Consider the following 23,055-nt stretch of genomic DNA (forward strand, 5'->3'; position numbering starts at 1 on the left):
CGGCGCCCTAAGCACCGGACCGGCACGTCGCTTCCGGCGTGCCGGTGGACCGGGTTACGCCTCCTGCCGGGCGGCGGGCACGTCCGCCTCCGCGCCGCCGGGCGTCGTCCCCGCCCGCTGCAGGAACGGGGCGAGAAGACCGGGGATCCCCTGGTCGGCGAGGTGCAGAGCCTCGCTCAGGTCCACGTCCCAGACGCCGTACCCCTGACGGCCGGCCGCCGTGGTCGCGGTGAGGGTGGCCAGACCCGCGCGTCGCTGGAAGAACGACCTGCGGATGTTCCAGCCGATGATGCCCTCCCGGTCCAGCGCCACCCGGCGGCGGACCAGCGTGCCCCACTGCGTGACCAGGTGACGGGCCGTCATCGCGTGGCCCAGGCCGCGGTAACGGTCGGCCGCGAGGGGCAGCGCGGCGACCGTGCCGAGGAGGGCGGCCTGCCAGCCGAAGGCGGGCCATCCGGCCCACTCCCACAGCGCCAGCAGCGCCACCGTCACCGGTACGCACACGGCGAGCGCGCGCGTGAAACGGCGGCGGAGGGCGGCCGGGCCGTGCGGGGTGAGCTCGGCCGTCAGCGGGCCGGACGTCCCGATCACCCGGGCCGCCACGGCCACCGCCTCGGCGCGCGGCGCGGGCGGAAGCAGCATCGAACCGCCGCGCTGAGCCCCGCGCCCCACCCGCAGGCCGGTGGCCACGGCGATCAGGCGCGCCCCGCCCGCCAGGCGCAGCGGCAGCGGCTCGCTCACCTCGATGCCGCGCAGCCTGCGCTCCTCCAGCGTGGTGGCCCGCGTCGTGATCAGCCCGCGCGTCACGTGCAGCGTGCCCGCCGTCGTGCGGGTGAGCCGGAACCGCCAGAACGCGAGGATGTACCCCAGCGTGGAGGCGACCGCGACGAACACCGCCAGCACGGCCACCACCGCGGTGACCTGCAGCCACAACGCCTCGTGGCCGAAGCGGTCGACCACCTGCCGTACCGGGCCGATGCCCAGCAGGTCCACGTTGCCCTCGCCTGCGATCCGGGAGAGGAAACCGGCCAGCACGCCGGCCGTGACCAGGCCGGACATGGTGAAGGGCCCGAACCGGATCCACGCCGGCCGCAACACCGCCAGTTCGCTGTCTCCCGCGGCCCCGTCCCATACCCGCTCCGGCCGCCGGGCGTCACCCGTCCCGCCGTCCCGCCGCGGGCCGCCATCCCCGCCGTCGCCGCCGTCCGGCCGTTCCGGCGCGGCCCCCGCCGTCGTCCGCGGGCCGGCCTGGACGGGAGCGCCGCCGGCGGCGCGGCGATGCAGGAGCTCCTCGCGCAGCCGGGCCACCTCGTCCGTGCGGAGGGAGTCGAGCCTGAGGGCGCCGTCGTCCTTCGTCCCCGAACGGCCGGTGCCGATGTCGACCCTGGACAGGCCCAGAAGGCGGTGCATCACATTGGAGGTCACGTCCACGGTCCTGATGCGGTCGCGCGGCGCGGTCAGCATCCGCCTGCGGATCAGCCCTTTGCGCACCTGGACGTACTGCGGCGTGATCCGGTAGGTGGTGGTGAACCACCGCAGCGTGCCCACCACCAGCGTCATCCCCAGGGCCGCGAGGCTCCAGAGGTGCCCGCTCCCGCCCTGGCTCGCCCCGGCGAACAGCAGACCTATCAGGGCGGGCGCGCTGCGGACGGCCTCCTGCACCGGGTGGATCACCAGCATCCGCCTGCTCAGCCGCCGCCATCCCCCGGCGTCCGTCGCCGGAGACCGGCCGGCGTCCCCGCCTTCATCGGACCGGGCCGTGCCGGTGGCGTCCGTGCCGTCGGTTCCGCCCGTGCTCACGTCGCGTCACCCGTCGTCGCCTGGGTGCTCGCGGTCAGCTCGTCGACCAGACGCCGGGCCGTGTCGCGGTCGAGGCCGTGGACGCGCAGGGGCCCGGCCGCCGAGGCGGTGGTGACGGTGACGTTGGCCAGCCGGAAGAGCTGCTCGAGCGGCCCGCGCTCGCTGTCGACGGTCTGGATGCGGGAGATCGGCGCGATGCGCCACTCCTGGCGGAGCCATCCGGACTGGGTGTAGACGGCGTCGGCCGTCGTCTCCCAGCGGTGGACCTTGTAGCGCCACCACGGCATCACGGTCACATGGGCCACCGCGAGCACGGCCGTGACGGCGAGGCCCGTGACATGCGGGCCGCGGTCGTCCGAGAACAGGAGCCACACCACTTGTGCGGCGAGCAGTACGGTCCATCCGAGGGCGGCGCGTACTCCCCAGAACCAGATCGCGGCGCGGCTGACACGGTGCCGTGGCGGGCGGAGGGTGAGGTCGGCTGATTGCACATCACTACTCTGGCAGCACTACGGCGATAGGTCGCAGTGCCGGTCATCCTCGACTGAATGCGACAAATGTCATATTCGGCCGTTCGGAGGCCGGGCGTCAGCCGTCGTAGCGGTAGTAGCCGGCGAGGTCGGGAAGCAGGCGGACGGGGTCGGTGCGGATCGTGGTGCCGGTGCGCAGCGCGTTGATCATCCTGCCGTCGCCGATGTAGATGCCGACGTGGTGGGTCTTCACCGACCGCTTGCGGACCTTGCCGTAGAAGACCAGGTCGCCGGGCCGGGCGGCGGTGGCCGGGACCTTGCGGAGACGGCGGACGTGGTCGTCGGTGGTGCCGCCGCCCAGCACGTCCTCCTTGTAGGCGAGCTGGTACACCCACCGGGCGAGCCCGGAGCAGTCGAGGCCCTTGGTGGTGGCGGCCGGGCACGGCCGGATGGAGCCGCGGTAGCCCTGGCAGGTGCCGAGCGAGGGGCCGGGCCTGTTCCCGTGACCGCCGCCCCAGACGTACGGCACCGGCCCGCCGGGCCAGCGCGTCTGCTTCTGGCCCTCCTGGATGGCCAAGGCGATGGAGACCACCCGGTTGGGCTCGCCGCCGATGACCAGGGGAGCCGACCCCGCCGCGAGGGCGAGAACGCCCGCGACGACCGCCACCCGGACAGCCCGTGCCACGTGAACCCCCGTTCCGCTTGTCACACGCTCTTCACCATTCTCGGCACGCTGTTGAGAGGTGTCGGTGTAATTCGCGAAATATCACCTCAGGGTTAGGCGGGCGGCCGAGGCGAGGGCGGAGAACGGGGCGCCCCAGCGGGGGAGTCGGCGGGAGAAAGGGGCACGCTCCCCCCGGGGTCCGGTACCGAGGGGAGCGTGGCGGGAAGTCAGGACCGGTCACCGGCCTGACCGTCTGAGGGGCACGCCGTGCCCTAGGGCCGGCCGTCAGGAGCGGACTTTCCCGAAGGACCCGGCCGGGCCCGCTGAGCGGGCCCGGCCGGGCTGTGGTCTCGCGCTCCCAGGGCAAATCGAGACCACGTCTGGGGGCTAGACGGGCGTGCAGGTCACGGAGGAGGGGACTCCGCCGGCGCCGTTCGCGATGAAGCCGAACGACGCGGACCCGCCGGGCGCCAAGCTCCCGTTCCAGGAGAGGTTCTTCACCGAGACGTTGGCTCCCGTCTGCGTGTGGGTGGCGCTCCAGAGCTGTGTGATCGTCTGGCCACCGGGGAACGTCCACGCCACCGTCCAGCCGCTGATCGCCGTGGTCCCGCTGTTGCGGACCACCACGTTGCCCTGGAAGCCGGTGTACCAGTCGCTGGCGACCGTGTACGTCGCCGCGCACGCCTTGCCGGCCGTCGGGGTCGGGGTGGGAGTGGGGGTGGGCGTCGGCGTCGGCGTCGGGGTGGGAGTGGGAGTGGGTGTCGGGGTGGGCGTGGGAGTGGGAGTGGGGGTCGGCGTGGGAGTGGGCGTCGGCGTCGGGCTGGGGCCGCTGCCGGGCGCGTTGCCGTAGATCTTGGTGGTGCCCGAGTACACCGGGATGTTGTTCACGGTCACCGGGGTCGCGCCGCTGGTGGTGGGGACGCCGGTGTAGGACCAGTCGTTGGTCGGATCCCACGAGCCGGACGAGCTGGCGATGCGGAACTGGGCCTCCCGCCGCGACTCCGACTGGCCGGCGGGCGCGACGGAGGTGCCCGAGCAGTCGATCGTGACGTAGTAGACCTTGCCGGAGTGCTGGGTCGGCCCGGTCGGCGCCTTGCACTGCGTGTAGGCGGAGGCCAGCGTGATCTGAGCCGGCGTGGTGTCGCCGTCCAGGGTGAAGTAGTAGCGGAAGGAGCCGTCGGTCAGCGCGCGCGCCGGCCACGCCGAGTGGTTCACCAGCAGCGCCTTGATCTCGGTGTAGGTGCTGCCCGAGGAGTTCACCGACGCCTGCAGATAGATCTCCGGCCCGTCCGGGGTCTCCGCCACCGGGAAGTTCGCCAGAGGCGACCCGCCGTACTCCTTGTACATCCGGGCCAGGGCGCCGGTGAAGGCGGCGTTGTAGTCGGTGGCGACCTCGTTCATGACATAGTCGCTGCGGCTGTCGGCGTAGGCGTCGTCATTGGACTTCGGGCCGCCGACCAGCGCGCCGTACAGGATGTGCCTGCTGTCGGCCGGTTCGTTGAGGCTGTTGGACCACGAGCCGTGCGCGGTGCGGTGATGGGGGTTCTTCGGCGAGTTCGCACCGAAGCCGATCAGGTAGGAGCCCCTGCGCGGGTTGTCGCCCAGCGCGTAGTTGATCTGCCGGGCCCCGAAGTCGTGGTAGCGCGCCTTGCGCGTGGCGTCGGTCAGCCAGTCGCTGTAGATCAGGGCGACGAACGCGGTGTTGGCGGCGTAGCGCAGCGAGCCCCAGCTGTCCAGCACGGCCTCGCCGCCGGGGGAGTAGTTCACCTTCGTGCCGTTGACGCCGACGGTCCACCAGTCGAGCCAGCGGTTGGCGTCGTCGACGTACTTCTGCTTGCCGGTCAGCTTGGCCAGCAGCACGTACGCGCCGTAGGACTTGTCGTCCCAGGCGATGGTCCACTTGTAGGAGCGCGTCGTGCTCTGCGGCTCGGTGCCGAGGTTGTCGTAGTAGCTCTCGGCCTTGCTCAGGTAGGAGGCGTCGCCGGTCGCGCGGTGGAGCCAGATCGCGCCCCAGACCAGCTCGTCGTTGTAGCCGCTCCACGACTTGTAGTAGCTCGCCGCGTCGGTGATGCAGTCGCTGTACACCTTCCTGACCGTGTCGGCGAAGGAGTAGAGCTGCTTGGCATGCGTGACCAGCGTGTCGGCGTACGCCGGATTCGTCGGGCGGAAGACCATGGAAGAGGCGGCCATCGCCGCCGCGGTCTCGCCCGCCAGGTCCGAGCCGCCGCAGGAGGCGTCGATCTTGTACGCCGGGCGCTCCATCGGCATCACCTCGGCGGGACCCCACCACGCGTGGTCGGGACCGCCGCTGCCCACCTGGCCGTACAGCACGTTCGGCGAGGGGTGCGCCTTGATGAAGTAGTCGTTGACCCACTTGAGGTTGTCCAGCAGATACGTCAGCTGCCCCGAGCTCTGGTAGGCGTCGCGGTACTCGACGCCGCCCCAGGCCAGCATGGTCGCGCTCGCCGCCATCGGCAGCCCGAACTTCACGTGGTCGCCGGCGTCGTACCAGCCTCCGGTGAGGTCCAGGCCGGCGGACCTGCCGTCGTTCATTCCCGAGTCGCCGCGCCAGGTGACGCGGTTGCCGGCGGGCAGGTCGCCCGAGCGCTGGGCCTCGTAGAAGAACAGCGACTTCTGCAGTGCCTCGCCGTAGTTGAACGTGGCGGCGGAGGCCGGAGACGAGAGAACGGGGAAGAGCGTGGCCGACGCGGCGAGGATCGCCAGGCCGGTGAGCGCGCGCCTGAGGGACATCGGTGGCCTCTCGAACCGGGAGCTGGTGGAGCGATATCTGTGCGCCGCGGAGACGGCGGGCTAGCGGGGTGCGACGGGGGTCAGGCCCGTCGCACCCCGCTGAACCGGGGGTGCGGGCGCGCGAGAGGCGCCCGCACCCCTCCGGTCGGGGTGCGGCGGCGTGTCAGGCGCCACCGCACCCGCGGGTGGGGCGGATCAGGGGAACAGGCGGCCGTACTCGGCGAGGGCGACGGCGACGTCGACCTGCGCCCAGAAGCGGTGGTAGTTGAACGTCGGGGCCGGGCCCGTGCCGTTCAGGTACGCCTGGACCTTCGGCCAGTCCGGGTCGTTCTTGTACCAGGACCGGATGGAGATGAACGTCGAGCTGGAGTTGATCGTGTCGCCGTTCGGCATCTTGCCGGTCCAGCCGGACGGGACGTAGATCGCGTCGTCAAGGCGGTTGTAGTCCGTCTTGGTCTCCGGCAGCGACACGCCCTTGCTGTCCTGGTTGTTCGCCCAGATGCCGTCGAGCAGGGCCTTGGCCATGTCGCGCGCCTGGGTGTTGTTCGCCTTGGCGGCGTAGTACATCAGGACCTTGGCGTAGGAGCCGGCGACGCCGACGTCGGTGGTGTAGTCGGCGATCGACACGTGCAGGCTCGCGTTCGAACCGGGGTTGGACGCGTTCCAGGTGTCGGGCTGGCCGGTCCACTTCAGCGTCGAGGGGATCTGGTAGGTCCCGTCGGCGTTGATCGTGGTGTTGGCCATGGCCCACGCGACCCACTTGTCGAGGATGGCCTTGGCGGCGGTGTTGCCGCTGGCGTAGTACAGCTCGGCCACGCGCTCCAGCGACCACGCCTGGAAGCCGAACCACTGGTTCGACGGCGGGTCGTGGTAGACCGGCTGCCAGTCGTAGGCCATGCCGTAGAAGGTCGGCGTGCCCGACGGCGGGGCGGCGTAGTGGCCCTCCCAGCTGTTGGTGGCGCCACCGGCGATGGCGCCCTCGGTCGACTGCAGCCAGCGGTAGAACTCGAGCTGACGGGTCAGGCTGGTGCTCCAGTCGGTGACGGCGGTCGCACCCTTGGGCTTGAGCGCGTCCACGTTGGACAGGGCCCAGGCCGCGAGCGGGTTCTGGTAACCGGCGTGGTTGTGGCTGGAACCGATGCGCCACGCCCAGCCGGCGGAGGTGTCGGTCGCGCCGCCCCAGGCGTAGTACCAGGACAGCAGGTAGGCCGAGCTGTCCTTGCCGGTGCCCGCCGCGCAGGAGGTGCTGGTGCAGCCCTGCTTCTTGAAGTACTTGTCGTACATCGAGTAGCGGAGGTAGTCACCCATCTTCGCGGCCTTGGCGACCGTGGCGCTGATCTGGGAGTCCTTGCCCTGAGCCTTGGCCCAGGTGTAGGCCCAGTACGCGGCCTGGACGGCGCGCGCGTCGGCGTCGGGGGCGTTGGTGTACTTCCACTGCTTGGCGTAGGACGCGTCACCGGTGAACAGGTCCAGGTAGCCGTTCGGGCCGCCGAACTTCATGGTGTCGCAGGACGGCTGCGGGATGGTCTCGAAGACCGACTCCTCCGGGCCGCGCTGGTAGGTGTTGATGTAGGCGGGCTTGGTGGTGCCGTCGCCGCAGCGGCCGAAGCCGTAGGTGTTGTCGACGTCCAGCAGCCAGTGCATGCCGTAGATGTCCTTGTTGCCGTACGCGCTCTGCAACTCGGAGGCGATCGGGTCACGGCCGACCGAGACGCCGCTGTCGAGCTTCGACGGGTACTGCGAGATGTTGTTCCACTCACCGGCGTAGGTGGCCGGCTTGCTCGCGTCGTAGAACGAGTTGGTGGGCTGGTCCTGCTGGGAGGGGATGATGTACTTCTCCATCGTCGCCCAGGCGTTGTTGAAGTTGGTCCACGTGCCGGTGACCTGGCCGTACACCGCCTCCAGCCACAGGAAGTAGCTGAACGCCTCGGAGGTCGTCTCGTGGCCGTGGTCCGGGGCCTCGACCATCAGGGTCTCGACCGAGTGGTAGGGCACACCCTGCGGCGAGAAGTAGCCGTTGGCCGGGTCGTGCAGCTTGTTGTACATCGTGGTGAAGCGCTTGATGTACTCGTTGTCGCCGGTGCCGCCGTCGTTGTCGGCCTCGGTCGCGCTCAGCGAGCCGCTGGTCCAGCCGGAGGCGGTGGAGTTGAACGTCGCCGTGCCGGCCGTCTGGTCGGAGTCCTCGGCGGCCGCGATGCGCACGGTCTGCGCGGTGCTCCAGTTGGACGGCGTGAACGTCAGTGACCCGCCAGAGGAGACCGTGAGGTCGGCGTCGCCGCCGCTGGCCTTCGACGTCGTCACCGTCACGTTGCTCGAGGGCGCGCGGGACAGGCTCACCGAGTAGGTGGCGGAGCTGCCCTCGGGCACGAGGAGCGAGGTCGGGCTGACCACGATGCTGGAGGTCTGGGTGCCGGACACCGTGATGCCCACCGGCGAGGAGGTGGTCGACGCTCCGGAGTTGTCGGTGGCCTTCGCGGTGAGCGAGTAGCTGCCGGCCGCGACGTTGGTCCAGCTGTAGGTGTACGGCGAGCTGGTGTCGGTGCCGAGCAGCGTGCTGCCCTGATAGAAGTCGACCTTGCTGACGGTGCCGTCGCTGTCGGCGGCGCTGGCGGCGAGGTTGACCGTCGCGGGCGCGGTGTAGGTCTGGCCGGCCGTCGGCGAGGTCAGGCTCACCGTCGGCGGCTGGGGCGTGGTGCCGCCGCCGTTGCAGGTGGTGCCGTTGATCGCGAAGGACGTCGGGTCGACGTTGGTGCCGGAGTAGCTACCGTTGAACCCGATGCCGACCGACTGGCCGTTGGAGATGCTGCCGTTCCAGCTCATGTTGGCCGCGGTGACGTTGGCGCCGCTCTGCGTCCAGGTGGCGCTCCAGCCCTGCGTGACCCGCTGGTTGCCGGGGAAGGCGAAGGTCAGGCGCCAGCTCGTCCAGGCGTCACCGCTGTTGGTGATTTTGATTTCGGCGCCGAAGCCGCCGCTGCCGCCCCAGTTGTTGGCCTTGTATTCGACCGTGCAGGCGACGGCCGCGGAAGCCGGTACGGAGGCCATCATGGTGAAGAGGCCGGCCAAGAGACTGGTCAGCGCCAGCCACACGCCACGTCTTTTCATCCGCGACCGTGGGAGCGCTCCCGCCCCAAACGATGTTGTTGACATTCCGGAGGTACTCCAAAGTGATGAAGGGCGATGGACGGTACAGAAGTTGGCCCAGCGTCGGTCTCGTACCGGGTGAGGAAGAAGTGGTCCTATGGGAGCGCTCCCACCATGGATTCTGCTGGGTGTACCAAAGATGTCAATGACGTGTCAGGCAGATTTCAAGCCTCAGATCCTCCCTAGCCACGCCAGCCTGCCCGTTCTTACCTTCGCCTTATGCGGGGGAACGGTGCGGCGTTGAAAGTTTCAACTGGTCGCGAAATGCCGGCGAGGCCGTTCGCGGGTGGTGTCTCCGCTGCGTCGAGGTCCGGCGCGGGCCGGGTGACGGGCGCGGGCCGGGAGGGGTGGCCGTCCCGGTCGGCCCACGTCGCGGCCGGAAAACGGGGCCGGACGTAGGGTGGGCGCCGGGCCGATGGGCGGCCGCCCGCCCGCACGGCCGATGGCCGGTAAGGATCACGGCTGGGTCACGGGTGTGAGATATCCCGCTTTGTCAGGATGTGACTGTTTCGGGGCTCCGGGTGCAAGGTGGAGTCATGAACAGAGTCGATCCGAGAAACCTGAGCGTGCGAGACCTGCGCGCCGAGCTCCAGGAGCTCGAGGAGTCATGGATGGAGACGCTGCTTCGCGGTTCCGAGGACGCCGTGGACGACTTCGCGTCACGTACGCAGGAGCTCGAGGAGGAGTTCGACCGCCGTCAGCGGGAGCGGGCGAGTCAGGCGGAGCCGGGCGGCGAAACGAGTGGCGAGGCGAGTGGCGAGGAGCCGGTGAGTCCACCGGCCGTCGAGCACCGGAGCGAGAATCCGCTCGTGCGGCGCGAAGCGGACGGGCCGCTCGTCCAGCACGCGAGCGAGGAGCACGCCGTCCAGCGCAGGACCGAGGAGTCTGCCGTCCCGCATGCGAGCGAGGGGCCTGCCGTCCCGCACGCGAGCGAGGGGCACGCCGTCCCGCACGCGAGCGAGGGGCCTGCCGTCCCGCTTCGGACAGGGGAGTCTGCCGTCCCGGACGCGAGCGAGGAGCCGCTCGACCGGCGCGGGGGCGAAGAGGCGGCCGACCAGCGCGGGAGCGAAGAGGCGCTCGTCCGGCGTGAGGGCGAGCCGCCGGTCGCCGAGGGCGTTGGCGATGAGCCGGCCGACCAGATGGCGAACGGCCATGAGCCGGTCGCGGAGGCCGGCGAGGAGCCGGCGGGCTCCCACCGCAGGCGGCACGACGCGGACGCCACCCAGGGCGGGCGGAGCCTGCGCCGGGCTCTCCGGCCGGGCAGGCGTCGCAGGGACGACGCCCTGGCCGTCCAGGAGGACAAGTCGCCGGAGAAGGTCGCCTGACCAGATCACACACAGCGTTCGGGGCCCGTCCGAGGAGATCGGACGGGCCCCGCGAGCGTTCAGGCCGACGTGTCAGCCGGTGACGGCGACGCCGGGGCGCCGCTGACCCTGGGCCGCGGGCCGCGCCTGCGAGCGGTGCCCCTTCGCGTGCCCACGGTGCTCGCCGCGTACCGCGCCCTGGTGGCCGCCCTGGTGGCCGCCGTTGTGGCCATGGTGACTGTCGTGCCGGGAGTGGTGGTGGCGGTGGCCCCCGCGCTCGCCGACCACGCCGGTGATGGTGCGAACCGTCGCGAACTCCACGATGTTGTCGTCCTTCTTGGCGTGGTGATGATGGTGGTGGTCCTCACGCCTCTTGTCGGCCTTGTCAGACTCGGAGCCGTGGACGCCCTTCTCCCCGTCCTCCTCGTCGCAGTGCTCGGGGCAGGAGCCCCCGGGGCCGAGCCGCTGGGCGATCGTCGCCGAGACGCTCGAGTCGAACGAGGTGCTGCCCGGGTAGAAGGCGGTGATGTCGTGCCCGCCTTCGTCGAGGCCCCTGCCCACCATGGTGGCGCGCCCGCGCGAGTCCAGCGTGCTCGCGCCCAGGCTGACGCCGTCGGCCAGGAACACCACCTGGCCCGTCGGCGCGGTCGTGCCCTCGCTCCGCACCGTTGCGGTGAGGACCACCGGCCCGCGGGACTTGGGGTCCCAGCATGACGTGGTCACGGCCACAGCCGTTCCCCTGCCGACGCAGACCGGCCGCCTGACCTGCGTGGTGTTCAGGGCGCTGGCGCCGCTGCGGCTGAGCGCGCGCCCGTTCAGGATGACGCCCGCGCTCGTGGTGATCGCGCCGTTCGCGAGGATGTTCCCGGCGAAGGACGAGCCCGCGCCGAGCGAGGCCGTGGTGCCGGTCTGCCAGAAGACGTTGCACGCCTGGGTGCCACCGGTCAGGGTCACCCTGCTCCCCGCCGAGGTGGCCAGGGTCGTGGTCGTCTTGAAGATGAAGACCGCGCTGGGGTCTCCCTGCGCGTCCAGCGTCAGGTTGCCGGTGAGCGCGAAGGTGCCCGAGGTCGAGGTGTACACACCCGACGTCAGGGTGGTGCCGCCGAGCTGCGTCGGCACGGACGCGGTCGCCGTGCGGCCGGCCGCGTCGGTGTAGGCGGCGGTCAGCGCCGTCTGGGCCTGTGCGGCGACGGCGTCGCCCGCGTGGATGGTCCCCGTCACGGTGCCGGGCGGGAAGCCGGTCACCACGGCGCCGGGGCTCGCGCCGAGATCGCCGGTGACGAGCGACGGGCCGACGTTGTTGACCGTCAGCCCGGCCAGGAACCCGAAGTTCGCGGCCGAGCCGAGTGCCACGGGCGCCGTCGCGGCGCTCGCGGCGTGCGGAGTCGCGATGACGGCTCCCATCGCGACCATCGCCGGGAGAGCCGCCGCCAGCAAGGAACGAACGAAATGTCGTGCCCCGACACGAGGCCGACTGGCAGTTTCCATAAGGCGGTCCTTTGCTTTTGGTATCGCTATGTTAAAACGCATTGCCGATGATGCGTCTCGAGATCCCACCGTACTGATCGTTGGACCCGCTATCGTCATTCGACATGCGGATGATTTAATTCCGGCGCCATCTGCGGATAAAATGGAAAAGTGTCCCGTTGCCGGTGAAAGTGGTCGCCCTTTCCGGCCCCGGCCGTTCGGTGCGCCGCACGAGAATCAGGCGGTGATCACGCCGATGATTTCGGCGTCGTGGGCGGCGGACCGCCGCCGGGAAGTGAGCGCCCACCGCTCGGCCGCGGTGAAATGCGGAGCGGCGTCAAGGGCATGAACGGGCGGAGCCGGGAAAGCCTCCGAGGCGCCCGCGCGGTCCTCGGGCGGGGCGCTCGGAGGCATGGAAAGGCGGGCGGGCGCGTCGCGCGCCCGCCCGCCGGGTCGTCACTCAGGACGGATGCCTCGCCGAGGCGACACCCGCCCGGAGCGGTCTGGCCGGGACCGTCCTTCTCGATCACCCTCCACCCGTCGCCCGCAGGCGGCCGATGGACCCTGGGCCGGGACGGCGGTCGTTCAGGAGCAGACGAAGGCGGTAGGAGCCGGTGTGGAGGGACCGTTGGCGGTGAAGCCGATGGCGACCGACTGCCCAGGGGCGAGGCTGGCGGCGTAACTCGGCGCCGTCGCGGTGAAGGTCGTCCCGCTCTGCGTGACCACGGCGTTCCAGCCGTTGGACAGGGTGACCCCGGGGGGCGCCGTCCAGCGCACCGTCCAGTTGTTCCAGGCGGACGTGCGGTTGTTCGTGACGACCAGCTCGGCCTGGAAACCGCCGGACCAGGCGTTGGTGACCCTGTACGTCGTCCCGCATGCGGTGGGAGTCGGTGTCGGGGTGGGAGTCGGCGTGGGCGTGGGGGTGGGAGTCGGTGTCGGCGTGGGGGTCGGCGTGGGAGTCGGGGTCGGTGTCGGCGTGGGGGTCGGCGTGGGGGTGGGGGACGGGGTCCCGTTGCCACCGCCCACGGGCGGGATCAGATAGGGCTGCAGGATGCTCTGCTTGGCCTGGTCGACCGTCGCCCAGTCGTCCTTCAGGATGCCGCCGGTGTCACCCGAGTTCGGGTTCCACGACCAGTAGGTGAAGGACATGCCGTTCACCCCGGTACCGGTGTACTTCATCAGCTCCTGGAGCCACACCTTGTCGGTGTTGCTGGCCAGCGTGGTGCCGAACTCGCCCATCATGATGGGCGCGATGTTCTCCTTGTACAGGTAGCCGAAGAACTTGTCCCAGATGGCGGGCATGTTCGCCGGGTAGTTCGGGTCGTCGAACCATGTCTGGTGGAACACCGAGGTGGCGTACTCGTGCGGGGAGTAGACGAGCCGGTTGGCCACGTTCAGCCGCACGGGGTAGTCCCTGGCCTTGGAGAGGTTGCCGCCCCACCAGCCACAGGGCTCGTCGGGGATGTTGTCCCAGGCGTTGGCGTTGCCGCCGCTCGGGCAGCTCACACCCTCGACGAAGATGAGCCAGTTGGGCTGCACGGACAGGATGGCGTTGCCGGCCCGCTCCGCGGCGAGCCTCCAGTCGCGGCTGGTGTCGCCGCATCCCCAGCACGAACCGGTGCTGTTGGGCTCGGTGCCGTCGGCGTGCGGCTCGTTGTGCAGGTCGGCGCCGATGACGGTCGTGTTGCCCGCGTAGTGCTGGGCCAGCGACTTCCAGTTGTTGATCCAGGTGCTCTCCGGCACGGCGGCGGTGTACCAGAGCGCCGTCTGGCCGGCCGAGGTCGGCCGGTGCCGGTCGAGGATGATGCGCATCCCCTTGACACCGGCGTAGGCGACGATCTTGTCGAGGATCTGGATCGGCGACAGGCCCACCAGGTCGGGGTTGGAGAAGGTGTTCACGCTCGTGGCGACCGCGCCCGGCTTGACGGCGTCGTCGGAGTACGGCACCCGGATGGTGTTGTAGCCCAGGCTCGCCATGAGGTCGAGCTGGTTCTTCCAGGGATTGTTCGCCCACAGGCCGTGGAAGGTCTTGTTATCGGTTTCCATCCCGAACCAGTTGATGCCGGTCAGCCGGACGGTGGCGCCGGTGCTGTCGACGATCTTGTTGCCGTTGGTGTGCAGATAGCCGGTGCCGGTGCCGCCTGCCGCCTGGGCGGGTGAGGAGCCGAGGGTGACGGCCAGCGCGGTGGTGGCGGCGGTGGTCACGACCGCGGTGACGGCGGCCCTCCACCTTCTGCCACTCCATGGAGATCTCATTGAGGGTTCCTTCACGACTGAGGGGAGGCGACGGCCGGATACGGCAAGGCCGTTCCTTGCACGGCCTGGTCGCGCTCGTCATGCTTCGGTCCGGTTTTCCTGCACGTCAACCGGGAGCGGAACGTGTCCCGGGCTGACCTGCGCGATCCGTTGTAAGTTTCACCGTCGAAAGAGTGCCCCGGCGGGCGAATCAGGGCCGGAAGGGGCCTCCAGGACTGGGAGCGCTCCCACTTTGCGGCCCCCCAGGACGCCGGGGCGGGCGCGGGGCGCCCGTCCTGACGATCATGGCGAAGTCAAGGCTTGTCAAGGCCGCGAACTCCCGTGGCGATGGGGAGATTGTCCGCGATCTCCCCATCTGATACGTGACCTATCTGGCGAATAGCGTCGTCCGAAATCGGCGCTTCGCACGTCTGAGCGGGGCCACGCATCTCCGCCCGGAACACGCGAGCGACCGCCGGTGCCAATGCCGGCGGCCGCTCGGAGCGCGGGTGGTTCAGGCGGTGCGCTGAAGCGCGTCGCCGATCAGCGTGAGCCTTCGTTCCAGTTCATCGCGGACCTCGGGGGTGAGACCACCCTCGCGTTCGCGATCATCGAGCTTCCTGCGCACGTCCGCGAGGCCGCCGGCCGGATTGTCCGGCGACCGCAGCACGTTGCGCACCACCTGCCGCAGGTCCAGAGCGACATCGGAGCGGATGGCCCCGACGGTCTCTCCGTCCTTCAGCGCGGCGTTGAACCGGCCCACCGCCTGCTCGAGCGTCGGCGCCTCACGCCGTGCGCTCGCCGGGACGTCCGTTCGCTCCCGTTCCGCGGCCGCCGAACGCGCCGGGACAGGCGGCGCCTTCGAGGGAGCCGGCCTCTCCGAGGCGAGCTGCGTGAGGGAGGGGGAGGGCAGGGCCGGTGACCTCACCGTTCCACGTTCCTCCTCGTCGGAGATCGGTTTGTCGTACGTGCCGGGGTTGGACGAGGGCCGCGCGCTGACCTGGGGTGTGGGCTGCGCGGATTCCGGCAGATGGGTGATGACGGCCGCCGCCATGGGCGGGGGTGCGTCTGGCTGGATCCACAGCAGGACCGCGGTCCATGTCGCCAGTGTGACGGCGGCGATGGACGCCGTTCGTGCCCGCCGCATCCAGGTCGCCGTCTCACGGCTGGCGACCAGGGACGCGCTCAGCGACGCGGTGAGCGTCTCGGCCACGTACTGGGCCGTCGGCCGGTCGGCCGGCTCCTGCGCAAGGCAGCTCGCACACAGCGCGGCCACCTCCTGCGGGAGGCCGGGCACCTGGGGGATCGGCGCTGGGCCGGTGCGGCAGGCCACCTCCAGCGCCTCCCACGTCGTCTCCGGGTAGGGGTGCGCGCCGGTGAGCATCGCGAAGAGCAGCACGCCGAGCGCGTACACGTCGACGGCGGGGTGGACGCTGATGCCGGTGAGGCGTTCCGGCGCCACGTACGGAGGCGTGCCGAAGTCGGCCAGCCGCTGGTCGACCTCCTCGCCGACGAACGCCGCTATCCCGAAGTCGAGCAACTTGGCGCCCTCGGGAGTGAGCAGGACGTTCTCCGCGGTGACGTCCCGGTGCACGATGCCGCGCTGGTGAGCGGCCGCGAGCACCATCGCCACCCGGGCTCCGATGACCGCGGCCTCCCGCCAGGGCAGGGGACCCTCCTCGCTGATGCGCTCAGAGAGCGGCCGCCCGTCGAGCAGGCGCATCACGACGTACGCGGCGAGCCTGCCCCTGGCGGTGACCGTTTCGCCGTAGTCGTACACCTCGATCGCGTCCGGGTGGATCAGGCGCGCGGTCGCCCGCGCCTCCCTCCGGATGAGATCACGACCGCCGTGATCGCCGCCGACGGAGCCGTCCAGCACCTTGATCGCAACGGTGCGGTGCAGCGACTGGTCGAAGGCACGCCAGATGGCGGACATCCCCCCCGAGGCGATCTGCTCGACGAGCCGATATCGGCGCGTGAGCACATCGCCTTCCTGCATGCCCCCCGAATCAAGTTGATTCACGTACGACCAGCTCCGTGGGAAGTATGGGGTTGCCGTGGGGGACGTCGTCTTCCGAGGTGATCGACATGAGCAGCATCCTGGCGGCGAGCACCGCGAGCTCCTCGACCGGCTGCCGTACGGTGGTCAGCGTGGGCGAGGTGTGCCTGGCGAGCGGGGCGTCGTCGAACCCGACCACGGCCACGTCGTCCGGCACTCGCCGGCCCGCGCGCCGCAGGGCCTGCATGGCGCCGGCGGCCATCGGGTCGGAGGCGGCGAACACCGCGTCCAGGTGCGGCGACCGCTGCAGGAGCCACTGCATGGCGTGAGCTCCTGACGCGTGGGTGAAGTCGCCGTACGCCACGGGGACGTCGTTCATCCCCGCCGCGTGCATGGTCCGCAGGAAGCCGTCGAGACGATCGCGCGCGCCCGGGAGTGTGGGCGGCCCGGCGATGACGGTGATCGCACGCCGGTTCGTCAGCAGCAGGTGTTCCGCCGCCTGACGGGCTCCGTCCATGTTGTCCATGTCCACGAACGGCAGGTCGATGCCGTCCGGTGGACGTCCGGCGCTGCGCACCGCGATGCCCGAGGCTGCCAATGTGACGGCCAGAGGATGTCGTTCACGGGCGCCCGCGAGCAGGACGCCGTCGAACGAGCCCGTCACCAGCGGCGGCGCGGCGATCGTCGATGTGGCCGGCGTGGCGGTCATCACGACGAACGGTACGCCGTAGCTGGTGAACACCTCGTCCGCCGCGGAGAGCAGTCGCGTGTAGAAGGGCTCGGAGAACATGCGCTGGGTGTGTTCGCAGATGACGGCCGCGACGAGCTGGTCGGACCGCCGGGCGGACGTTCCCCGCGGCGCGCGATGCCGTACGTAACCCAGACGTGACATCGCGTCATGGACCTGACGGCGGGTTGAGGTGCTCACGCGGACGGAGCCGGTGAGCACTCGTGAGGCCGTGGCGGGGGAGACCCCTGCTTCGGCTGCTACCTGGGCAAGCGTGGGCTGGTCAGCCATCCGGCTTCCTCCGCTTTCAAGGTAAATCGCGAAGGCGTGGGAGCGCTCCCATTACAATAACAGTGTTTCTTGCGTGTCAACAGATGTTTCCGGTAAATGTTCCACGCCCGGTCTGGAGGCGATGTTACGGACATATTCCATGCGAAGAAAGGTCCCTGTCAGAGATTCCTGTCCGGGAGGTCTCGCCGGGCCGGCCCGGCGGGGCGCCGGCGGGGGGCGCCACGGGCCGGTGGACCTGCTCAACCAGCCTCGAGTACGCCGACGGAGCCGCGGGCGCCGGGTCCGTCCGGGCGCAAGTGTTACCGCAGCGTTACCTCAAGTCTCCGGCAGGTGGTTGTTCCGTTCCATCCGGCCTGAGACGTCTATCGACGTTAGTTGCTGTATAGGTGATATGGGCGGTTTGTGGGTGCAAGTAGTGCTTTAACGACTGATGTCCTTCGTGCCGTACGCCTCGGCGATCAACTCGAACGAGCGGATCCGTGCCGCACCGCCGTGCACCCCTGTGACGATCATGAGCTCGTCCGCGCCCGTGCGCTCGCGCAGCGACTCCAGGCCCGCCCGGACGGTCGCGGCGTCGCCGTGCACGACATTGGACAGCCAGTCGTCGACGAACTGCCGTTCCGCCGGAGTGTAGGGATGAGACTCGGCCTCCTCGGGCGTCGGCAGCGGGGCGGGGCGCCCGCGCCGCAGCCGCAGCATGCCGAGCGCCGCGGTCCTGGCCCGGCGCAGCGCCTCCTCGGCGCTGTCCGCGGCGACCGTGCTCACGCCGATCAGCGCGTAGGGCTTGTCGAGCACGTCCGAAGGCTGGAACGTCCGGTGGTACAGCTCCAGCGCGGGGATGGTGTTGACCGCGCTGAAGTGGTGGGCGAAGGCGAACGGCAGGCCGAGCAGGCCGGCGAGCTGCGCGCTGAACCCGCTCGACCCCAGCAGCCAGATCGGCGGCCGGCCCGAGCCGGGGGCGCTCGCCTCGCCGGGGACGGCCTTGATGTTCTCGTACGGGTCCCCGGCGGGGTGGGCGTCGTCGAGGAAGCCGATCAGCTCGGCGAGCTGCCGGGGGAAGTCGTCGGCGTCCGGCGTCGCCGAGCGGCGCAGCGCGCGGGCGGTCGCCTGGTCGGTGCCGGGGGCGCGGCCGAGGCCGAGATCGATGCGCCCGGGGTGCAGAGCATGCAGGGTGCCGAACTGCTCGGCCACGATCAGCGGGGCGTGGTTCGGCAGCATCACGCCGCCTGAGCCGAGGCGGATCCGGCGCGTGTTCGCCCCGAGATGGGCGAGGATCACCGCCGGGGAGGAGCTGGCGACGCTCGGCATGCCGTGATGCTCGGCCACCCAGAACCGGTGATATCCCCACTCCTCGGCGCGGCGGGCCAGCTCGGTGGTCGTCCGGAGCGCGTCACCCGGCGTGTCCCCGGCCCCGACCGTGGCCAGGTCGAGGATGGACAGCGGGACGCTCGCCTCGCCTCGGGCGACGCCACGGATCAAATCACTCACAACCCCCTCAACCTCAAGATAATCACCCCTATTCCTTCGGAGTCGAAGAGGAGGTGACGGGCGGTGCGGATCACGCCGGCGGGCGGTCGTCGGCCGGCACCATGGCGAGCTCGGCGGTGCAGAACGCGCAGCGCCGCGCGCCGACGGGGATGTCGCTCAGGCACTCGGGGCACTGCTTCTCGGTGCTCGCCTTGTCCCGGTCGAAGAAGGAGATCAGCCGGGTCATCGGCATGACCACGAGCCAGTAGATCACCGCGGCGATGATCAGGAAGGCCAGCAGGTGGTTGACGAAGTCCCCGTACTTGAACACCGACCCGTTGACGGTGAAGGAGTACTTGGAGAAGTCGGGGTTCTTGCCGCCGGTCACCGCGCCGATCAGCGGCGTGACCAGATCGGCCACCAATGCCTGCACCAGCCCGCTGAAGGTGGCCCCGACCACCACCGCCACGGCCAGCTCGACCAGGTTGCCACGCATCAGGAACTTCTTGAATCCACCCATCGCTGGGGTCCTTCCGGGGGGTCGCAAGCCGTGAACCTCTGTTACCCAGACGCCGCGCCGCTAACGCGGTCCGCCTGAGGTGTGGATGCCACGCGAAGGCGGCCAGGAGCGGGGGTCGCCTTTGCGATCAGGGTTGACATGATCGCTGTGTGGATCTCGAATGGGCCATTGACGAGCGTCGAATCCGGTTGGGATATGGACTCCTCGGTGGCTGGATTTCGCTTCTGAGGTTAGCATGGTTATATCGCGCAGCGCGAGAAGACCGCAGTTATCCTGGGTTTGGAGTTGACCGTAGATGCGTCTTCGCATGACGATTAAGGCACTCACTGTGCTTGTGATATCTGCGGCTGGTTTGCTGTTCGTCGCCGTGTCCCCTGTGCTCATCGACGAGTTAACCGCGTCTGGGACGGTGCGCAGGCTTGATTGGCAACGTCTGAGTGCCATTGGAGAGACCTACGGCACTGTCGCGGCACTGTTCTCCGCATTAGCGTTCATGGCCGTGACGATATCTCTTGCCATACAAGCCGGAGAGGCGAAGGTAAACCGACTGCAAGCGGTGCGGGGATACCATGTGCAGTTGATGTTGATGGCGGCTGATAACCCCCGTCTGTACATGTCCATCCTGGGAGTGTCCGAGACGATGGATTCGGATGATGCCCGGCGACATGTCTACGCGACCTTGCTGATGAACTACATGCGTATGGCCTTCGAAGCGCGGGTGATCCATGAGGCTTCACTGCGCGGTGAAGGACTCGCGCATAGCTTTCGAGAGCCTTTCATGCGTGAATGGTGGAGGACCGGTCGGTCCTATTGGAAACTGGGGACGGCCGGAACGCGCAGAGAGCGGAAATTCTTCCGTATCGTGGAGGAGGAGTACGAGAAGGCGATCGCTGTGACGCCGCGATCCAGGATCTCTCGTCCAGTTGACGATGCTAGAATGGAGAATGCCGTTCGGAATCGTCTCACTGTCGCGCGGGTGGTCAGCATCGCGGCTGTCTTGATGGGGATCTATTGTATTCTCAAGAGAATGGTCGGCGTGTCTGCCGGTGTATTCGGAGGCGGGCGACTTTGACCCGCCTCCGGACCGTGTCGAGTTGCCTATCGGCTATTCGGAGAGTCGTTGTGCGTCAAACTCGCCATTTCTGGCACCTTCCAGAAAGGCCTGCCACTCGCTTGGCGTGTAGAGCAGCACAGGGCCGTCCGGATTCTTGGAGTCGCGAACCGCTATCTGTCCACCGGTCAGGGCGACTTCGACACAGTGTTCGGCGTTGCACTGGCTGGCGGATCGCCACCGCGCGTCGGTGAGATGCAAGGATGCCGAGAACATCATAAATTCCTCTGATGGTTGTCGAACGTGGCAGGAGCACCCACTAGGGGTATCCATATCCGGCATTATGCCATCAGAAGATCATTCCAGAGTGCAATCAGATCCCTTGATCAGGATCTGTACTTCTGTGATACTTCCTCGATGAGCGCGCAGGACGAGTCGTGCCTGAGAGCCGCTGCGCACAGGTGTTCGATGAGCTGTCGATAAGCCTGTATCTCCTTCTCTTTGCGGAAGTACTCTATTCGGCTACCCACTTCTTGATATATTACGTCTGGGATGGGATCATCCATCTCAAGGAGTGAAAAGGTCTCATTGAGCCCTTTGTGTGCGCCTGCGCTAAACGGGATGATTTGCAGAGTCACGTGAGGGTGTGCGGCAATGATCAGAAGATGCGACAATTGGACGTGCATAACCTGGTGGTCGCCGACTCGGCGATGTAGTGCGGACTCATCTACGATGATATGCAGGCGTGGCGGGTTTTCCTTGTGAAGGATCTCCTGCCGCCGCATGCGCAACTCAACGCGCTTGGCCAGGGAATCGTCGTTTATACCCTCTGCCACGCCCTTTATGATGGCTCGGGCATATTCTGGCGTCTGTACGATGCCAGGAAATATGCTGGTGTCGTAGGAGAAGATCGATACGGCGTCCGCCTCGTGGCCGATGAAGGTGCGGAATCTTTCGTCGGGGTATTCCTCCCACCACTCCGACGCGCGCGCCTCGCGTGCCATGGCCACCAGGGCGGCGGCCTCGGCGGGGTCGGCGCCGTAGATCGCGCAGAGATCTCGCACGTCCCGCGGTATGACGCCGCGCGCCGCGGTCTCGAGGCGGCTGATCTTGGCCACCGAGCACTCGAGCCTTCGCGCCGCCTCTTTCATGGTGAGACCGGCGTCCATCCTCAGCGCCCGCAGCCGGGTCGCCACCTCGTGGTGTCGGAGAGACGGGTTGATCCCGGCCATGGTCTGATCACCTCGCCTCGCCGCGGTGAGCGTCTCATCGGGTGCGCGGTCACCGCTGATGCCGAGTCTCCTCCGTACTGTTACGGCGCACACTACTCATGCCCTATGGGCAGGACGCGCTTCGCCGGGGATACTTTCCTGTGGCAATTGCCAATGGCGGTTGCTCTTGGCATGAACCAGGGTAAACGTAAGGTTAGCCCCTACAGAGAGGACGTCACCCCCTTACGAGCCGCTCCCTCGCGGGGTGGCCATCCCCTGCGGGAGGGGGATGGACCGAGCCCGCGAGCGGGCGGCGGACGGGGCGGCGTTCCGGGGCGTTGAGGCCGGTCCGGTGATGGGGGCATCGACCGGCTCAGGACCGCCGCGAGAGGACTCGATCCCTATGAATGTGAGGCCCGCCGGGGTCGCAACCCATCTGTGGACGCACATACGCGAGCACACCCTCGCCCGTAACTGGGAGCTCAGCGACGCCTTCTTCGCTGAGATCGACGGGTTCGCGTGGGTCCAAGGATGGGCGATCGTCCGGCGCCGTACGCGCCACACCTACCGCGACCCCCGGTTCGACCGGGTGGTCGTCTGCTGCACCTGTGGGGGAACCGGCAAGGGGGAGGGCGGCCGTCCGTGCCGCACCTGCAAAGGGGAAGGGCTGCTCAACTTCTTCGAGCCGCCGCCGGCCGCCAGGAAGAGCGCCTGACCCGGCCCCGCGGGGCCGCACCGGGGGCTTGACGCCGCTTCGAACCACGCCGGCACGTCTTGCCTGATCGCCGCTCGCGCGTGCCCTGCGGCGTCCGCCGCCGGTGTGCCCGGGGTCGAGCGTGTTTAACCGGCCGCGCCCGCGGCAGGTCCCATCATCGTGACCACGTCTGATGACCGTCCTGTTACGGCCCGAGTGTCCCGGAGGGCCCTGACCTGCGGGTCAAGTAGCCTGACAGAGGCTGCGCGGACCGCAGGACGTCCTGGTTCGGCGCGGCGTCGCCGACAGCAGGTCACATTGGAAGAGTGCACGATGTCCTCCTGCGCCAAGTGATGTGGCGCACTGAGCTGCGCCGGGCGGCATGGTCAGGAGAACATGGGGCAAATCCCTATCCGGGTGGTGACATGATCGAGATTTGGCCCGGCGACCCCTATCCGCTCGGGGCTACATACGACGGGGCGGGAACCAACTTCGCCCTGTACACCGAGGTGGGAGAGCGAGTCGAGCTCTGCCTCTTCGACGACGGCAACGAGGAGGAACGCGTAACCCTCACCGAGTGCGAGGGCTTCGTGTGGCACGGCTACCTGCCGGGCATCGGCCCGGGACAGCGCTACGGCTACCGCGTCCACGGGCCCTACGACCCGGCGCGCGGGCAGCGCTGCAACCCCAACAAGGTGCTGCTCGACCCTTACGCCAAGGCGATCGACGGGGCGGTCAAGTGGGACCAGGCGGTGTACGGCTACCACTTCGGCGAGCCGGACAGCCGCGACGACACCGACTCGGCCGCCTACGTGCCGAAGTCCATCGTGGTCAACCCCTTCTTCGGGTGGGGGCACGACCGCCCGCCCGCGACGCCGTACCACGACACGGTGATCTACGAGGCGCACGTGCGGGGTCTGACGATCCAGCATCCGCGCATTCCCGAGCGCATCAGGGGCACCTACGCCGCGCTCGGGCACCCTGAGATCATCGACCACCTCACCGGGCTCGGGGTCACCGCGGTCGAACTGATGCCGGTGCACCAGTTCGTCACCGATGACACGCTGGAGCAGCGCGGCCTGACCAACTACTGGGGCTACAACACCATCGGCTTCTTCGCCCCGCACAACGCCTACTCGAGCTCCGGCGGCCGGGGCGGTCAGGTGCTGGAGTTCAAGGCGATGGTCAAGGCCCTGCACGAGGCGAACATCGAGGTCATCCTCGACGTCGTCTACAACCACACGGCCGAGGGCAACCACCTCG

Annotated in this window: 16 protein-coding genes and 1 pseudogene; 4 read left to right on the forward strand and 13 right to left on the reverse strand. The window is 69.0% G+C overall.

Annotated elements, in window-relative coordinates; genetic code table 11:
- Positions 1-54: 54 nt before the first annotated feature.
- The 5 genes and pseudogenes from ACFO60_RS34775 to ACFO60_RS34795 form a co-directional block, all read right to left on the reverse strand.
- Entirely contained in the window at positions 55-1,800 is a 1,746-nt protein-coding gene (locus tag ACFO60_RS34775) for a PH domain-containing protein (RefSeq protein ID WP_380849528.1), read from the reverse strand.
- Entirely contained in the window at positions 1,797-2,291 is a 495-nt protein-coding gene (locus tag ACFO60_RS34780; protein WP_380849531.1) for a PH domain-containing protein, read from the reverse strand. Before ACFO60_RS34780 ends, ACFO60_RS34775 begins: the two co-directional genes overlap by 4 nt.
- A 97-nt stretch (positions 2,292-2,388) precedes the next feature.
- Positions 2,389-2,955, reverse strand: a complete 567-nt coding sequence (locus tag ACFO60_RS34785) for a C40 family peptidase (RefSeq protein ID WP_380849534.1) — start codon at positions 2,953-2,955, stop codon at positions 2,389-2,391.
- Between the two features lie 366 nt (positions 2,956-3,321).
- A pseudogene (locus ACFO60_RS34790) lies at positions 3,322-5,720 on the reverse strand (glycoside hydrolase family 9 protein).
- Positions 5,721-5,880: 160 nt separating this feature from the next.
- Positions 5,881-8,787 (reverse strand): glycoside hydrolase family 48 protein, encoded by a 2,907-nt coding sequence (locus tag ACFO60_RS34795; RefSeq protein WP_380849537.1) that lies wholly within the window; start codon positions 8,785-8,787, stop codon positions 5,881-5,883.
- A 575-nt stretch (positions 8,788-9,362) separates the two neighbouring features.
- Between ACFO60_RS34795 and ACFO60_RS34800 the strand changes: the two genes are divergently transcribed.
- A complete protein-coding gene (locus tag ACFO60_RS34800; protein WP_380849540.1) occupies positions 9,363-10,151 on the forward strand; it encodes a DUF6158 family protein in 789 nt (262 codons plus the stop codon).
- A gap of 72 nt (positions 10,152-10,223) precedes the next feature.
- On the opposite strand, the gene ACFO60_RS34805 is transcribed toward ACFO60_RS34800, so the two are convergent.
- The 6 genes from ACFO60_RS34805 to mscL all read right to left on the reverse strand — a co-directional run bounded on the left by ACFO60_RS34805 (position 10,224) and on the right by mscL (position 18,836).
- Positions 10,224-11,567 (reverse strand): ice-binding family protein, encoded by a 1,344-nt coding sequence (locus tag ACFO60_RS34805; protein ID WP_380849543.1) that lies wholly within the window; start codon positions 11,565-11,567, stop codon positions 10,224-10,226.
- A gap of 615 nt (positions 11,568-12,182) precedes the next feature.
- Complete coding sequence (locus ACFO60_RS34810; protein WP_380849546.1) at positions 12,183-13,853, reverse strand: cellulase family glycosylhydrolase; 1,671 nt, start codon at positions 13,851-13,853, stop codon at positions 12,183-12,185.
- A gap of 493 nt (positions 13,854-14,346) precedes the next feature.
- Positions 14,347-15,831, reverse strand: coding sequence for a serine/threonine-protein kinase (locus ACFO60_RS34815; RefSeq protein ID WP_380849548.1), 1,485 nt, complete (start codon positions 15,829-15,831; stop codon positions 14,347-14,349).
- 10 nt (positions 15,832-15,841) lie between these two features.
- The gene (locus ACFO60_RS34820; protein ID WP_380849551.1) at positions 15,842-16,849 is read right to left on the reverse strand and encodes a LacI family DNA-binding transcriptional regulator; all 1,008 of its coding nucleotides are present in this window, start codon (positions 16,847-16,849) and stop codon (positions 15,842-15,844) included.
- Positions 16,850-17,269: 420 nt separating this feature from the next.
- Positions 17,270-18,337: an LLM class flavin-dependent oxidoreductase gene (locus ACFO60_RS34825; RefSeq protein WP_380849554.1), complete on the reverse strand. Its 1,068-nt coding sequence runs from the start codon at positions 18,335-18,337 to the stop codon at positions 17,270-17,272.
- A 70-nt stretch (positions 18,338-18,407) separates the two neighbouring features.
- A complete protein-coding gene (gene mscL, locus ACFO60_RS34830; protein WP_380849557.1) occupies positions 18,408-18,836 on the reverse strand; it encodes a large conductance mechanosensitive channel protein MscL in 429 nt (142 codons plus the stop codon).
- 295 nt (positions 18,837-19,131) lie between these two features.
- On the opposite strand from mscL, the gene ACFO60_RS34835 reads away from it, so the two are divergent.
- A complete protein-coding gene (locus ACFO60_RS34835) occupies positions 19,132-19,908 on the forward strand; it encodes a DUF6082 family protein (protein WP_380849560.1) in 777 nt (258 codons plus the stop codon).
- A 33-nt stretch (positions 19,909-19,941) separates the two neighbouring features.
- Here ACFO60_RS34835 and ACFO60_RS34840 read toward each other — a convergent pair whose 3' ends face one another.
- The gene (locus ACFO60_RS34840) at positions 19,942-20,229 is read right to left on the reverse strand and encodes a DUF397 domain-containing protein (protein WP_380849563.1); all 288 of its coding nucleotides are present in this window, start codon (positions 20,227-20,229) and stop codon (positions 19,942-19,944) included.
- 44 nt (positions 20,230-20,273) lie between these two features.
- Entirely contained in the window at positions 20,274-21,119 is an 846-nt protein-coding gene (locus ACFO60_RS34845; RefSeq protein WP_380849566.1) for a helix-turn-helix domain-containing protein, read from the reverse strand.
- Positions 21,120-21,501: 382 nt separating this feature from the next.
- Between ACFO60_RS34845 and ACFO60_RS34850 the strand changes: the two genes are divergently transcribed.
- Positions 21,502-21,813 carry a hypothetical protein gene (locus ACFO60_RS34850; RefSeq protein ID WP_380849569.1) on the forward strand — a complete coding sequence of 104 codons (312 nt, stop codon included), beginning with the start codon at positions 21,502-21,504 and terminating at the stop codon, positions 21,811-21,813.
- Between the two features lie 404 nt (positions 21,814-22,217).
- Positions 22,218-23,055 (forward strand): alpha-amylase family glycosyl hydrolase (locus ACFO60_RS34855; RefSeq protein ID WP_380849572.1); only part of this gene is annotated, 838 nt, incomplete at its 3' end.

Origin of the sequence: Sphaerisporangium dianthi (assembly GCF_042654065.1) — a bacterium.
GTDB lineage: Bacteria > Actinomycetota > Actinomycetes > Streptosporangiales > Streptosporangiaceae > Sphaerisporangium > Sphaerisporangium dianthi.

What these genes read in the sequence shown, in the direction of transcription:
- ACFO60_RS34850 (WP_380849569.1), top strand. Translation starts at nt 21,502, where the DNA reads ATGAATGTGAGGCCCGCCGGGGTCGCAACCCATCTGTGGACGCACATA.
- ACFO60_RS34835 (WP_380849560.1), top strand. Translation starts at nt 19,132, where the DNA reads ATGCGTCTTCGCATGACGATTAAGGCACTCACTGTGCTTGTGATATCT.
- ACFO60_RS34840 (WP_380849563.1), bottom strand. Translation starts at nt 20,229, where the DNA reads ATGCCGGATATGGATACCCCTAGTGGGTGCTCCTGCCACGTTCGACAA.
- ACFO60_RS34795 (WP_380849537.1), bottom strand. Translation starts at nt 8,787, where the DNA reads ATGAAAAGACGTGGCGTGTGGCTGGCGCTGACCAGTCTCTTGGCCGGC.
- ACFO60_RS34845 (WP_380849566.1), bottom strand. Translation starts at nt 21,119, where the DNA reads ATGGCCGGGATCAACCCGTCTCTCCGACACCACGAGGTGGCGACCCGG.
- ACFO60_RS34820 (WP_380849551.1), bottom strand. Translation starts at nt 16,849, where the DNA reads ATGGCTGACCAGCCCACGCTTGCCCAGGTAGCAGCCGAAGCAGGGGTC.
- ACFO60_RS34815 (WP_380849548.1), bottom strand. Translation starts at nt 15,831, where the DNA reads ATGCAGGAAGGCGATGTGCTCACGCGCCGATATCGGCTCGTCGAGCAG.
- ACFO60_RS34810 (WP_380849546.1), bottom strand. Translation starts at nt 13,853, where the DNA reads ATGAGATCTCCATGGAGTGGCAGAAGGTGGAGGGCCGCCGTCACCGCG.
- mscL (WP_380849557.1), bottom strand. Translation starts at nt 18,836, where the DNA reads ATGGGTGGATTCAAGAAGTTCCTGATGCGTGGCAACCTGGTCGAGCTG.
- ACFO60_RS34800 (WP_380849540.1), top strand. Translation starts at nt 9,363, where the DNA reads ATGAACAGAGTCGATCCGAGAAACCTGAGCGTGCGAGACCTGCGCGCC.